The sequence below is a fragment of the Desulfonatronospira sp. MSAO_Bac3 genome (genome assembly GCF_003838035.1).
Lineage (GTDB): Bacteria > Desulfobacterota > Desulfovibrionia > Desulfovibrionales > Desulfonatronovibrionaceae > Desulfonatronospira > Desulfonatronospira thiodismutans.
This window is the reverse complement of sequence record NZ_QYZY01000336.1, coordinates 1-13566: the sequence shown is the minus strand read 5'-3', so window position 1 is coordinate 13566 and position 13566 is coordinate 1. Positions and strand designations below refer to the sequence as shown.

The 13566-nt window shown below is 52.7% G+C and carries 13 protein-coding genes; 2 read left to right on the top strand and 11 right to left on the bottom strand.

The window, feature by feature from the left end:
• A partial coding sequence (locus tag D5S03_RS11830; RefSeq protein ID WP_287044167.1) for a UDP-N-acetylglucosamine 2-epimerase occupies positions 1 to 400 on the bottom strand: 400 nt, incomplete at its 3' end.
• Between the two features lie 285 nt (positions 401 to 685).
• On the opposite strand from D5S03_RS11830, the gene D5S03_RS11825 reads away from it, so the two are divergent.
• Both D5S03_RS11825 and D5S03_RS11820 read left to right on the top strand, forming a co-directional pair.
• Positions 686 to 1216 (top strand): VPLPA-CTERM sorting domain-containing protein, encoded by a 531-nt coding sequence (locus tag D5S03_RS11825; RefSeq protein ID WP_008868408.1) that lies wholly within the window; start codon positions 686 to 688, stop codon positions 1214 to 1216.
• A 102-nt stretch (positions 1217 to 1318) separates the two neighbouring features.
• Complete coding sequence (locus D5S03_RS11820) at positions 1319 to 1945, top strand: VPLPA-CTERM sorting domain-containing protein (RefSeq protein ID WP_008868409.1); 627 nt, start codon at positions 1319 to 1321, stop codon at positions 1943 to 1945.
• A 158-nt stretch (positions 1946 to 2103) separates the two neighbouring features.
• Here D5S03_RS11820 and D5S03_RS11815 read toward each other — a convergent pair whose 3' ends face one another.
• From D5S03_RS11815 to D5S03_RS11770, 10 genes are all read right to left on the bottom strand, one after another.
• A complete protein-coding gene (locus tag D5S03_RS11815; protein WP_040417302.1) occupies positions 2104 to 2358 on the bottom strand; it encodes a VanZ family protein in 255 nt (84 codons plus the stop codon).
• A 277-nt stretch (positions 2359 to 2635) separates the two neighbouring features.
• Positions 2636 to 3052 (bottom strand): PIN domain-containing protein, encoded by a 417-nt coding sequence (locus D5S03_RS11810; protein WP_008868411.1) that lies wholly within the window; start codon positions 3050 to 3052, stop codon positions 2636 to 2638.
• A complete protein-coding gene (locus D5S03_RS11805) occupies positions 3049 to 3300 on the bottom strand; it encodes an AbrB/MazE/SpoVT family DNA-binding domain-containing protein (RefSeq protein WP_008868412.1) in 252 nt (83 codons plus the stop codon). Before D5S03_RS11805 ends, D5S03_RS11810 begins: the two co-directional genes overlap by 4 nt.
• A gap of 111 nt (positions 3301 to 3411) precedes the next feature.
• Positions 3412 to 4032 (bottom strand): oligosaccharide flippase family protein, encoded by a 621-nt coding sequence (locus tag D5S03_RS11800; RefSeq protein WP_083803886.1) that lies wholly within the window; start codon positions 4030 to 4032, stop codon positions 3412 to 3414.
• A gap of 660 nt (positions 4033 to 4692) precedes the next feature.
• Positions 4693 to 4854 (bottom strand): hypothetical protein, encoded by a 162-nt coding sequence (locus tag D5S03_RS11795; RefSeq protein ID WP_153305051.1) that lies wholly within the window; start codon positions 4852 to 4854, stop codon positions 4693 to 4695.
• Positions 4855 to 4960: 106 nt separating this feature from the next.
• A complete protein-coding gene (locus tag D5S03_RS11790; RefSeq protein ID WP_008868413.1) occupies positions 4961 to 7345 on the bottom strand; it encodes a tetratricopeptide repeat protein in 2385 nt (794 codons plus the stop codon).
• A gap of 62 nt (positions 7346 to 7407) precedes the next feature.
• A complete protein-coding gene (locus D5S03_RS11785; RefSeq protein ID WP_008868414.1) occupies positions 7408 to 8823 on the bottom strand; it encodes a sugar transferase in 1416 nt (471 codons plus the stop codon).
• A 107-nt stretch (positions 8824 to 8930) separates the two neighbouring features.
• On the bottom strand, positions 8931 to 10475 hold the full coding sequence (gene xrtD, locus D5S03_RS11780) for a VPLPA-CTERM-specific exosortase XrtD (RefSeq protein ID WP_008868415.1): 1545 nt from the start codon (positions 10473 to 10475) through the stop codon (positions 8931 to 8933).
• Positions 10476 to 10700: 225 nt separating this feature from the next.
• The gene (gene gspE / locus D5S03_RS11775) at positions 10701 to 12392 is read right to left on the bottom strand and encodes a type II secretion system ATPase GspE (RefSeq protein WP_008868416.1); all 1692 of its coding nucleotides are present in this window, start codon (positions 12390 to 12392) and stop codon (positions 10701 to 10703) included.
• Between the two features lie 236 nt (positions 12393 to 12628).
• Positions 12629 to 13566 (bottom strand): type II secretion system protein GspD (locus D5S03_RS11770; protein ID WP_502697121.1); only part of this gene is annotated, 938 nt, incomplete at its 5' end.

Genomic DNA, 13566 nt, shown 5'->3' with positions numbered 1-13566 from the left:
CAGCCTCCCCGTTATCCGCGGGAATAGAAGCTCCAACCAGGATAAGACCCATATACAACACCGGCACAACCATGCTCAGGCGTCTGGAAAAACCCTTGCAACCAGTAGCACAATAGTACCTGCCCCCTCTCTCCCTGGAACTGAGTTCCTTTTGAGCAATGCATGATGTGGTTAAATGGGCTTTGGGTGTGGCGAGTACCCGGGCGATTCTCTGGCTGGCGCGGCCATCCCAGAGCTCGGGTACTGTGGAGGGCCTTAGATCACCTGCCAGGTTGCGGTCTACAGATCTGCGCAAAAGATCCATGTCCCGGCCTATGAGCATATTGCTGCCGGACTCCAGGGTCACCGGCCTCTCGGTATTCTCCCGCAGGGTCAGGCAGGGAATCTGCAGGCCCGGCACCTTCGACCAACAGGAAGGTTCAATTTACCATAGATGTAGCTGTAAAAATTCATAAGCAGGCTGCCAGTCCTTTGAGATGTCCATAAAAAGTAAACATCCACCATGGATTTCAGCCCTTTTTCTGTCCATTTGTCCGAACTAAAGAGATAATTGCACACCTCTTTCCTGCTGATGCTGCAGCTTTTCATTCCAACCTGCTGAAAAGAATATCGAAATCGTGTCCGGCATGCATCTTTCAATGTATGTGGATTATTGGAGCCAACATTCTTAAAAAGGAGGACCGGAATGTTTTTATTGAAAAAATGCTTTGTATTGGCTGCTCTTTGCATGCTCATAACCCTGGGCACGGCCCTGCCGCTCAAGGCGGCCACTGTCTACAGCGGGGCCTGGACGCCAACGAGCAATTCCACGGAATTTTTCAACGTTACCTTCAACACCACAGGTGATTCTAACTTCAACTTCTTTCTCTACAATAATAACGACGCCCAACTGATGATTTTTGAAAGATCACAGTTGTGGGATGCGGCCCAGGTAGGCATTTCTCGTTCAGACGGGACTTATTCCGCCTCCCTCAACGGAACCAGCCTGGTTCTGGGCGCTAATCCCCATTTCTGGCTGGGGTACTCCTTGGGGAACGATACATTCCATCAGTACACCTACTCTCTTCTGACGGGCAATGATCAGTTCCTGCTGAAACTGGGCGACAAAGACATTATGATCTCAGATGCATCCCCTGTACCCCTGCCCGCATCCATCTGGCTGCTGGGTGCGGCTCTGGTGGGTCTGGCCGGTTTCAGCAGAAGATATTTGAGGTAAACGCTTCAAAGCCCGTTCCCACCAGGTTGCTGTTCATTCTGGTGCGGGTCGGATTTTTTCTATAGATTGCCTGAAACATATAACCCAAGGAGGATAGATGCCATGAAGCTCATACGTCTCAAGTGGCTGCTTTTGATGGCAGCCGTACTGCTGTTTTTCACTGCCGGCACTGTGCATGCGGCGTCATACTACAATATGACGCCGCCGAAAGATGACGGCAGGTATTTGGGATGGGATAAAAATGTGTCAGGAGAATTCGACTTCCTAAAGCCTTTTACTCCCAACCTGGTGGAGTTTGATTACCATGTCTACTTTCTGGGGGCACTGGCTGGCCACACCAACCAGCTGAGGACCGGAGACACGGTCCATTTCGACTCCACGGTAGCATCTGTGGGGGAACGAAGAATCGTAAACTTCAATGACGATACCATGCTCTACGATGCCACAGGGGGAAAAGGAAGCCATCTTTTGGAGGGCAACACCTCCGGCGCTCCTGGAATCCATTTTTTCCAGGCTGATAAGCCGGTGAAGTTTACCTACGATGGTTTCACCAAGGAATTCGATACCTCCTGGATTTTCGTGGGCTTCAATGATGCCTGGACAGGCGACAACGATTATAATGACATGGTGCTGGCGGTAAAGGCTGTGCCCATACCCGGGGCTGTATGGCTGCTGGGCTCCGGCATCCTGGGCCTCGTGGCCCTGCGCCGCAGGATCTTCAGTTCATAGGATTTACTTCACCTCTTGAAGTGAGCATCAATTAATAAAGGAGGGCCGTATCCGGCTCCGCTTTTTTTGTCTTGTTCTTTAGGTGAAACTATCCAGTGCATTTTAAAAAAGCACTTTCTGCTGGACACTTTTGTAATATAAAAAATAACAATGGCACCTCAATGCTTCCGGATACTCCTGGCCATCTGTCCGGTCCAGCAGACAGCGTGGAACACTCCGAAACCCAGCAGAGATCCAAGAAAATTAATGGCCACGTCATCTAAGCTTCCGTGCCTGTGCGGCAGGAGATACTGGAAATATTCCATAAGAGCGCTGTACCCGAAAACCAGCAGCCCCACGACCAGTCTGACCCGGAAGGTTCTAAAGCTCATGCATGCCACAAAAATTATGCCGGCCATTATGTAAAAATGCATTTGAGATGCTGCATCAGAGGGAGGGCTGGTGCCGGGCGCGAGTGTAGCGTACGGCATGAATACCAGTACGACAACCAGCAGGACCCTGCTGACTGTCGTTACCGTTGGCGAACCTGTCATTTTTTCCATAATTATTTTTCAATGGTCAATAAAATTGATGTCAGCATCTCCGACTTTCCGAACTCAGTCAATCAGTATCAGAATCAGCTCACTGTGTCTGTGTGAGTGTCTGTGTCTGTGGGAGTGACAGTGTCTGTGTCAGCTTTGAAAAGCTTTTTTATTCTGATAGAAATGAAAGAAAGAAGTCGGATACTGTTTGGATTACAATATACTGAGTTTCTGAAGCCTTATTCATGAAAGGACCAAAGTGGGCCAAATCTCCGGTCAGCAGGTGAGATGCACGCCCCTGGACAGCAGCCATAAATATCGGTTTATCCTTGTCAGGAAGTTCAAGGGGACAATCCATCTCATGAACATGGGAAACAATGTGAATACTCCTGCACAATTCTTCAATTCTTGGCAGACAGTCCGGAAATTTGATGCAGATGTTACGGCGCGCTTCTTCACAGGCAAGTTCGCTGGTCATAAGGTGCCAATATACTCTTTCCGCCAACTCCATGAGCAAGGCTGCCTTACCCGAAGGATTATGAGCAGCTGTGAAAAGGACATTGGCGTCAAGAAAAACTCTCTTCACTCCTGGATGCCAGCCTTTTCTTTTATCAACCTGCGGGTTTGCTCATCCAGGCGATCTTCTGCATCCCAGAGAGCTATGTCCTCATCTTTATAGATTTCGATTTCCAGAACTGCTGCCGGACGAAGAACCAGTTCTCCGTTTCTGTCTTCGGCAATAACAGTGCCGCCTGCTTCGAGTCCGTATTTTCTTCTGAGCTCAGCAGGCAGAGTGACTTGACCCTTCCTGGATATTGTCAGATTCTGTCTCATTTTATTTTACCCTTGGGAGATTTAAATGTCAGAATATCCGACTTTCCGAATTCAGTCAAACAGTATCAGGATCAATTCACTGTGTCAGTGTGAGCGTCTGTGTGGGTACGCTTATCGCCCAAGGTAAAGGTGATTACGGCTCTCGCCGGGAAAAAACCTGGGTGCGGCCATGGAATTAATGGCATGGAGCACAAAAACAGTCAGGGTGGCCAGCTTGACTGCCACGGCATAATAGCCCACCTCGGCCTCAGGCCGGAACATGCCCAGGATGATCACCCCGGTCTGACCGATGATAAAGGTCATAGTAGCGGTCATGAGCATGGGCAGGGAGATGGCCAGGATCTCCTTCATGGGCATGGGGTGCAGGGCATCATCCGGTGCTGATTTCTTTTTGAACACCCTGTCCATGTTCCAGGCCCCGACCAGGGCGGTCATGGCGAAAGAGGCGAACATGGCTAAAATCGGGTTGGACTGGTGAAAAAAGAAGATGGTTATGGGGATAAGGATGATGAGCTTGGAAAGACGGGGCAAAAGCTGCATGAACGCATAGACCCGGATCAAGCGCACCCCGCGCACAGCCTGAGTATTGAGAATCATAAGAGATTTGAAAACAATAAATACCGCTGCCAGGGCAAAGTAATACTGCAGATGGGGTTTGGAAAAAACTGTTTGTAACCATTCAGGGGGGCAGATACCGGCCTGGGGACAATCCCCGCGACACCTTTTATGCACAAATAAAAAATGACAAACGCGAAGTTGTTTGAACCTTCACAGATAGTACTCAGCGAAGGACAGTCCCCAGGCCTTGTGCATAACTAAACTGGCAACATAATGTCCCCTTGCGCCCTGACTCCTGGGAACTGCCTCAAGGGCGGGGTATGCGGGGTACGTTAAAAAAATACTAAATGCAGGCGGGGTAAGGCGGGATATCGCGGGATACTGGCAACATAACTTCACCCAGTTGAACAGACCGAAGGTCTACGGCACAGCCGTGTTCAACCGGGTAAACTGGCAACATAATGTCCCCTGGCTCTACTGCGGCTTCCTTCAATGCTCGGAATGAGTAACGAAGGGAGTGGCCGGCAAAACCTCTCCCGCAAAAAGTGTGTAAAATACGCCGTAAGTTACACACTTTGCGTCAAACGCGAAATGTGCAGATCCTCAATCTTTTGGGCAAAGTCGGCAATGTCATTGGGCCTGGCATACAGGGACGCCTGCCGGGCAGAAAACCTGCCCTCAGCCAGATCATACTGGATAACGTAATGCCCATTTAGCTCTTCCGGGCATGTGCAGATCCATAACTTGCACACTTTGCGTCAAACGCGAAATGTGCAAAAGCGGGTTTTGTTATTCGCTTTGGGTTTGACCGGAAATGGGTAAGTCAGGGGTGGGTTAGCGGACCAGGAGGGGCAGGTAGCCGATGGCTTGGCCGTGTTTCTTTTTGATGCAGGCCAGGGTGTAGAGGTTCCAGAAGATAATGCTGGTCATGCCGGATATGGCTGCGCCGTAGATGCCGGGATTTGGGGTGAGGATGAGAACTGTTAATCTGTCCACCCCTGCACTGTCCTTTGCTCACTTTAAATTGACCCCCCTCTGAACGGCTGCGTTTGTTCTCCAGGTAAGAATCCAGCGAGGCGACTCGCGTTGCAGCAGACGCACCCTACATGTCCAGTTCCTGGCGCAGCTCCAGCATCCTGGCTGAAACACCATCAGCACCGGGTGAACTCATGGCCTGTTCCAGGACGCCCAGGGCCCCGACTCTATCCCCTATTTCTGCCAGGACCACGGCCAGATGATAGGCTATGTCCAGGTTCTGCGGATCTCCCTGCCTGGCCAGGTCCAGCTTTTCCAGCGCCATATCCAGGTTGCCCAGCCGGTAGTGGGTCCAGCCCAGGGTGTCCAGCGCCTGAGGGTGATTGCTTTTTGCAGCTTTTGAGGCCAGCTCCAGGGCTTTTTGAAGCTTTTGTTCTTCGCTGGATGACGCGTACATGAAGGCCAGGTTGTTGGCCGCGGGCCAGAAGCCGGGATCCCTTTCCAGAATAGCTGCATATTGCTTTTCAGCCATATCCTTCTGGCCGGCCTGCTCATAAAAGGTGCCCAGCATAAATCCGACCTGAATGGATTCGGGCTCCAGAAGCAAAGCCTTTTCCAGAGCTGCAATGCCCGGTTTCCAGTTTTTGGCCTCTGCATCCAGGGTTGCCTTGCGCGTCCAGGGAACCATCCATTCAGGCTCCATGGACGCGGCCAGGGCAAACATCTCCCTGGCCATGACCGGGTCCTGCCCGGCCAGGTAAACGTCTCCATGAAGCAGGGCAAGAAAGGCCTCCCCGGGATGCTCGGCTCTCAGTTCCTGCACATAAGTTCCGGCCTCCTCCACCCTGTTCTGGGACAGGTCAACCATGACCCTGGCCTGCAGCACCTGCTGATTCAGGGGCGAACGGGCAAGAGCCTTCTCCAGATGACTGTGCGCCAGGGCAAAATTCCCCCTTGAGGCTTCAAGGACTCCCAGCTTGTAATGCCCGGTTCCTGCCCATTCTTCATCCTGAAGCAGCAAGGAGTACTCTTCCGCTGCCAGGGAAGCATCCCCCTTCATGGCCAGCACATCGCCACGCTGTATGCGCGCCGGCATGTTCCCGGGATCAGCGGACAAGACACGGTCAATTTCCTGCAGAGCCCGTAAATGATCTCCCTGGCCCAGGTGATGTTCTGCAAGCTCTTGCCTGGCCCGGGCATATCCCGGGCTGCTTCTGGATACGCCACGCAGGTACTCCACAGCCATTAAAGGTTCGTTGTTTTGAAAATGCGCCCTGGCCAGCAGCAGGGGAATCTCCGGGTCATCTCTTTCCTCTCTGTAGGCCCGCCTTAGAGTCTGCACGGCCATGGCCGGCTCGCCCCGGGCAAGAAAGATCCTGCCCTGCATGGTACGAGCATGGACGTCATCGGGATTGCGCCTGAGCACCATATCCAGTTGATGTGCTGCCTTGTCCAGGTCCCCCTGGTCATAATATATGCCGGCCAGGTACTTGCCGGCATCCAGGGCCCGCAGGTGCTCCGGATCCCTCTTAATCTCCTCATGCAGCATGGCCCTGGCTGCCGGTACATCACCCATGTCCAGGTAGGTTTCCGCCAGTGCAAAGCTCAGGTCATAATCACCGCCCAGGTAAGCCCTGCCCTGCTCCAGCACCTGGACTGCATCCTGAAACCGGGACTCTTCCATGTACATGGCTCCTAGACCCAGGTACGACCTGTTATCATCAGGACGGGCAAGCATAAGACTTTGGAATTCCTTCATTGCTTCATCAACCTGCCCTGTTCTCTGAAAAAAATGCACCAGCATCAAGTGCATGTCTCCATTACCCGGATCATGGGCGACTATTCTTCTGTATTCTTCTTCAGCCCCGCAGTAATCCTGAACGCTTTCAAATACTCCGGCCATGGCCAGCATCAATGTCCGGTTGTCAGGCAAGACCTCCAGCCCGGCTGACAGAACATCCACAGCGTTACCAGCAAGATTCTGCCCGGCCAGAACTCTGGACAGGAGTATGTACGGCTCTTCCCGATCGGGATGTGCTGCAATGATCTCCTCCAGGCTCATCCTGCCGGCCTCGAGCTCACCCTGCCTGATCATTACCGTGGCCATGATTATCCCGGCATCGGCATTTCCCGGGTCACGTTCCAGCACCAGGCGGGCCTTTTCTTCCGCCTGCTCAGACTCACCAGCCATGTGGTAGATACGTCCCAGGTACAGGTGGGCCTCCAGCAAATCCGGATCCAGGTCTACCGCACTGTTCAGGGCTGCATAAGAACTTCTCCAGTTCTTCTGGACAAAGTAAACCCTGCCCAGAAGAAGTTGCGCTTTTGCAAAATCAGGATCGATGCGCAGTGCATTCCTGATTTCAACTTCGGCCAGGCTGTACCTTTCGCCCTCAAAATGTGTTACTGCCTTCTGGTAATAGGCATCCCTGCGCTCCTCTGGATTGCTGCAACCCGTAAGCAGAAAGAAGGCTAAGACCCACACAGACAAACAAAAAATATTCCTGGACATATTGTCTCCAATGGAGCTGCAATCAATTACCATGCAGCATGTTTATGGTGATTTCCCAGGGATTATATCGCTCCCTTACGCTTCATGACCACCCACAGGGTAAGCACTATTATCTTCAGATCATTCAGGAACCGCCACTGATCAATATACTGCAGGTCAAGCTTGACTACCTGGTTGAAGTCGTTGATACTGTTTCGTCCGGACACCTGCCAGAGTCCGGTGATGCCGGGCTTCATGGAAATCCTGCGCCTGTGCCATGGTTCGTACTGTCTGACCTCGTCCAGGGTGGGCGGCCTTGTACCCACCAGGCTCATCTCTCCCTTGATGACATTGATGAACTGGGGGAACTCGTCCAGGGAAGTCCTGCGCAGAAATCTTCCCACCCTGGTTATACGGGGATCGTTCTGCATCTTGAACATGAACCCGTTCATCTCGTTCCCTGCTTCCAGTTCCCTTTTGCGCTCCTCTGCATCCACATGCATGGTCCGGAATTTATATATATTGAAGATGCGACCGTTTCTGCCCACTCTTTTCTGCTTGAAAAAAACAGGTCCAGGCGAGTCCAGTTTTATGGCCGTGGCAACAAAAGGATACATCAGGCAAAGCATACAAAACCCGGCTATGCCGAAAACATAGTCCACTATACGCTTATAGAGCAGCCCGGTGGCGTTGATGCCGTTTAGTTCCCTGGTCAGGGTGGGAATGCCCTGTATATGCTCCACGCTCAGGCGGTATGTAGAAGACGGATTATACATGGCCGGGATAATCTTGTATGAAACGCCCATTTTCTCGCAAACATCCAGATATGCCTTGATGTCCTGGCCGAACTCGGGATTAAGTGCAAAAACCACCTCGTCAACGCCCTGCTCCGTGATCACCTGGAAAAAATCAGACATGGAACCCAGCAGAGGTACCGCAGGCAAACCTTGCACGCCTCCGTTGTCCGGATTTATCAGCCCTATCACCTTGTGTCCCCAGCTCTTTTGTTCCATCAGGGCCTCATGGGCTTTTTCAGCCCGCTCACCGCTGCCCACGATGAGAATACGTCTGGCGCTGAAGCCGTTGCAATGAATTCTGTCCAGGATTATGTCCAGAACCACCCTGTTCATCACGGTGCCGGCCAGGACCAGTAAGGCAAATCCCGCCAGAAACCCCCTGGGAATGTCGAAGAGCTTCAGGGTATAAAGAGCCACCCCCAGACAGGCGAAGACAACGATCACCGAACCCGTTAGGCGCTTGATTACAGGCAGGATGGAATGATGGCGCTTGTCCGAGTAAAGCCCCATAACACCCATGACAAAGTTATTGGCGAACATGACGAAAAGAATGATTCCAACCAGGAGGTAATCCTCCATAAACCAGACCCCGCCGCCGGCAATACGGCGCAGATGCATGGCCCCGTAGCCGGAGACGATCACCGCCAGTCCGTCCAGGACCATGAGCACGGTTATGATGAAAGCCACCTGTTGCCTGTACATTCCTTAACCTGAAAAATCCTGCTATATTACTTTGTCGCCTGCCCACACCAGCTGATCCTTCGCCTTTCCTCTTTTCCATTCATCATTCATCATTTCTTCCCCATGCCCTATGCCCCAGGCACATAAGCCCCCAGCAACTCCTTGAGTTCCGCCACAAAGCCGTCAAGCACGACCTGGGCTTCTTCGCGGCTCTGCCCGGGAAGCATGAACATCTCCACCCGCACCAGGGCGCCGTCGGTGCGGCGCATCAAAACAGCATCCAGAAATAGATAGGCCTTGTTCCAGTACTCGCTGGTAATGTGCCTGCCCCTCTGGTCAAACCAGAAATTGGCCAGAATGCGCCGGCCTCCCTGTTCCATGACCATGCTCTGCACGGGAAAGTCGCGACCGTTTACCGGACTGGGAGGAGCAAGCTCTCTGGACTGCATCAGCCAACCGCTTCCAAGGAGGCATGAGGTGGGGGCATGAGCCGTCTTCCTGGTGGTCTGGGCCTCATAATAAGATACAAGCAGGTGAAGACTGTTGCCGGTTTCCGGATGAAAAAAACTGCCGGAAACATAATCGTCCGCCCACAGTGAATCCAGAATGCCCTGGGACAGGTACAGCCTTTCCCCTTCCCAGCCAGCTATTCTGTCCGGGAAGCAATCAAAATCCTTTCTTTCCGGACTGATCTGGGCATGCAGCATATGCGACTGCAGCAACAGCGAAGAGATGAACACCAGAAGAATAGCCGCTGTCTTAATCATGGGCCTCTTGATACCGTATCCTGAATAAACGGCCGTATCTCTTCCGGCAGAGTCATCCTGAACCATCGTCCTGCTTGTCTCAAGCTTGCGCAGAAACAAAGTCACCCCCCCCAGAAAAACAAGGGTGAACATGTATACCAGCCAGCCGGAAAAATCGTGAAAAAAACCTTCGGCCAGTCTGGGGTCTATATACCTGGCCAGCACCCCGGTCACGGCCACGCGCATGGAATTGGAAAGCAGGCTGAGCAAAGGACTCAGGGCAAAGAGAATTATCCTGGAAGTGCTGCTGCGCAGAAAGAAGCGCCCGATGAGCATGGCCATGAGCATGGTGGGAAACAGGTACCTGAGCCCGCTGCAGGCATCCACCACCTGCAGCTGGGTCACGCCCAGGTCTATAATGTTGCCTTCCCTGAAAACCGGCACGGATAAAAGCTTGAGAATCTGTTCGGCCAGCGCTGAAGACCACAGCTTGAGCTTGAAGCTGACCATATTATTTAGAAACGCCGGCAGGGGAATGGCGAAAAGAAGCACTGCAAAAGGAAAGGTAATGTGCCTGAGAACAGCAGTGCCGAATATAAAAAGAAAAATCCCCAGCAGGGACATCCACATGGAAAAATAGATCAGTGTCTCCAGAGATCCCAGACGACCCATGCTCATGACCAGCATGGAGCAGATTATGATCAAAAATCCCCAAAGCCCTGCATCTCTGGTGCTCCAGACAAACCTGTCCTTGGACAGCCATAGAAGATATAAGAATACCGGCGGAACCAGGTAAGCATGACTGTAGTCCTCATGCCCCCACTGGCCTGCCATATTTCCAAAGTAGGGCAGATAAAGAACAACCCAGACCGATAAAACAGCTCCCGCCAGAATCCAATGCTTATTTATGTACTCACTGCTGATCATTGCCTGCTCATTTGTATTTTAAATGAGCACATTGCAAAATCGGTGCCCTTTAAAATAAGGGCTTGCTGCAGAACAAGAATGTAAACAGTAACTGCAAGTCTTATTTTTAAAGAAAAAATACCGACAAAAACAGACGCAACAGCAATGGTCCTTTTTTTCACAAAGATTCCCGTCACAGGAGTCAGGTGAAAGGTAACAGGAGCCGGTAAAAAGCCGGTCCGAATCCTACTGCCCGGTAACCCGCAGCACTTCCTCAATGGAAGTAACCCCCTGTTTAACCTTGTTCCAGCCGTCCCGGCGCAGCAGGGTCATGCCCTGCTTTACTCCGGCGTTGCGGATCTGGGCTGCACTCTTGTTGCCTATTATCAACTCCCGGATTTCTTCTGTAATGCCCAGAAGCTCAAAAATGGCAGTTCGACCGCTGTAGCCTGTATGAGAACATGCAGGGCAACCCGCAGGCTGATACAGCTCTTGAGGCAAATCGTTATCCGCAGCCAGATCATACTTCTTGAGGATCCGAGCTTCCGGAGAAAAGGGTTGTCTGCACTCCGGGCACAATATGCGCACCAGCCTCTGGGCCATGATCCCGATAATGGACGAGGCCAGCAGGTAGTCCTCCACCCCGATCTCCATGAGCCTGGCCACGGCCCCGGCTGCGTCATTGGTATGCAGGGTGGAAAAAACCAGATGTCCGGTAAGGGCGGACTGAATGGCAATATCAGCAGTTTCCCGGTCCCGGATCTCCCCGATGAGAATCACGTCCGGGTCCTGGCGGACAATGGATCTAAGCCCATCGGCAAAACTCAGTCCATACCGGGGATTGACGTGCACTTGGTTGATCCCTTCCAGTTCGTACTCCACTGGATCCTCCACGGTAATGATCTTTTTCTGGATGGAATTAATGGCGTTGAGGGCCGCATAAAGGGTGGTGGTTTTGCCGCTGCCCGTGGGGCCGGTGACCAGGATGATCCCGTGGGGGGAGTGGATGAGTTCCTGAAAGAGTTGGTATTCCCGGCCGGGAAAACCCAGCTGCTCCAGGGTAAAGCTTGCGCTGCTGCGGTCCAGGATGCGCATGACCACGCTTTCACCGTACACTGTGGGCAGACATGAGACCCGGATATCAATATCCTTGCCGGCTATTCTGGATCTGATACGCCCGTCCTGGGGCACGCGCCTCTCGGCAATATCCAGCCCGGCCATAATCTTTATGCGCGTAGCCAGGGCCTGGTGCATGTGCCCGGGCATTTCCATGAACTTCTGCAGGATGCCGTCTATCCTGTAGCGCACCTGGATACGGCCTTCAAAGGGCTCCAGGTGAATGTCGCTGGCCTTTTTCTCCACGGCCCCAGTCATGATCCTGTTAACCCTTTTGATGACCGGGGCTTCAGAGGCCAGATCCCTTAACTGTTCCAGATCCTCGGACAGATAAGATACATCTGTTGAAGCATCCGTCTGGGCTTCTTCATTGTCACCTTCTTCAGTAAACCCCGGAGTCTTTCCCTGAAAATGCTCCTGCAGCCAGCCCTGGATATTTTCCCGTCTGGCCAGACAGACAACCATCCTTCTGTCCGGGTTCATCTTTTTCAGGGAATCCAGAAGCAGAAAATCTAAGGGATCGCTTACAACCACCCGGAACTCGTCTTTTGTCAGCTCCAGGGGCACAAAAAGGTGCTCCTGCATGAACTGTACAGAAACATGTCCGAACTGTTCCGGGTTGAATCCTTCAGGCAGGGAATGCACTACCTGGTAACCGTAAGCCTCCTCCAAGAGATCCAGATAATCATCCTCGGCAATGAGACCGGTGCGCAGGGCCAGGCGGTGGAAAGGCTCGTCCTGCATGCCTGCGCTGGACAACTTTTCATAATCCTTCCTGGATATAAGTCCCTTGTCCATCATCAGTTCAACCAGCGAAAGCATTCTTTACTCTCTTGCCTTTTCCATCGTAACCATTCAGGGGATGCCTGAACCGGCCAGGGGACAGTCCCCGCGACACCTTTTACGCACAATTACAAAAATTACAGACGCGAAGTTTTGTGTACAAACACAGCCGGTACTTAGCGGGGGACAGTCCCCAGGCCTCGTGCCAGTAATCACCACCGAGGACCCCCTGAATGGTTACCTTCCATCAATCCCCCAATCCCTTGGTCTCAAAATCACTTCATCCTTTCCTTGAGCTCTTCCAGCCGGGTCAGAAAATTCCTGGTCAAAAAACCGGAATCCTCCCGGCTCATGATTACATGGGGAGTGATGAACACCAGAAGCTCTGTATTTTCAAACCTGGTTTCAGAAGTTCCAAAAAGATGTTTGACCACCGGAATCCGCCTGAAACCAGGAACCCCGGAATAGCCCCTGGACCTCTCCTGCTCCATGAGTCCGGCTATGACTATGGTTTCCTGGTCATCCACGGCCAGGGTGGTTTCTGCATGCCTGGTGTTTATAACCGGTGCGGTTATGCCCTCCACACGCCTGGCTGTCAGGCTGCTCACCTCCTGGACAATCTCCATCCGGACCATGCCGTGCCGGTTGATCTTGGGTGTAACCCTGAGAATAATACCCGTGTCCCTGTACTGGATGGTGGTATCGATGACTTCGGAAGTGTCTGTGTCATCCAGACGCTGCCTGGTGGAAGTGGGAAAAGGCACCTGATCCCCGATATTGATGGTGGCCGGCCTGTTATCCGAGGCCAGCAGGGTCGGGGTGGACAGGATCTGCAGCTTGGCATCATCCACGGCTGCGTACAGGGCGGCCTTAAGCCGCCTGGAGCTCTCCACCCGGAAGACACCTCCTGCACCGGGCAGGGCATCTGCGGCCGGGTCAAAGCGCAGCTCACCTGACAGCCTGTCGCCGAAACTGAGAATGTACTGCCAGTCCACTCCCATCTTGGTGGCATCGCTCAGCCGTACCTCGGCTATGATCACCTCGATGAGCACCTGCTTGGGGTATAGATCCAGCTTTTCCATCACCGAAAGAACCCTGGCGTAGTCAGGGGCCCTGCACCGGGTGATGATGGAATTTGTGGCCCGGTCCACGGTGAACCTCACCGGCCCGGCCAGCTCGCCGCTGACCATTCCGGGCGCAAACACGTCCTGAT

What these genes read in the sequence shown, in the direction of transcription:
- D5S03_RS11785 (WP_008868414.1), bottom strand. Translation starts at nt 8,823, where the DNA reads ATGTACAGGCAACAGGTGGCTTTCATCATAACCGTGCTCATGGTCCTG.
- gspE (WP_008868416.1), bottom strand. Translation starts at nt 12,392, where the DNA reads ATGCTTTCGCTGGTTGAACTGATGATGGACAAGGGACTTATATCCAGG.
- D5S03_RS11815 (WP_040417302.1), bottom strand. Translation starts at nt 2,358, where the DNA reads ATGCATTTTTACATAATGGCCGGCATAATTTTTGTGGCATGCATGAGC.
- xrtD (WP_008868415.1), bottom strand. Translation starts at nt 10,475, where the DNA reads ATGATCAGCAGTGAGTACATAAATAAGCATTGGATTCTGGCGGGAGCT.
- D5S03_RS11820 (WP_008868409.1), top strand. Translation starts at nt 1,319, where the DNA reads ATGAAGCTCATACGTCTCAAGTGGCTGCTTTTGATGGCAGCCGTACTG.
- D5S03_RS11790 (WP_008868413.1), bottom strand. Translation starts at nt 7,345, where the DNA reads ATGTCCAGGAATATTTTTTGTTTGTCTGTGTGGGTCTTAGCCTTCTTT.
- D5S03_RS11805 (WP_008868412.1), bottom strand. Translation starts at nt 3,300, where the DNA reads ATGAGACAGAATCTGACAATATCCAGGAAGGGTCAAGTCACTCTGCCT.
- D5S03_RS11825 (WP_008868408.1), top strand. Translation starts at nt 686, where the DNA reads ATGTTTTTATTGAAAAAATGCTTTGTATTGGCTGCTCTTTGCATGCTC.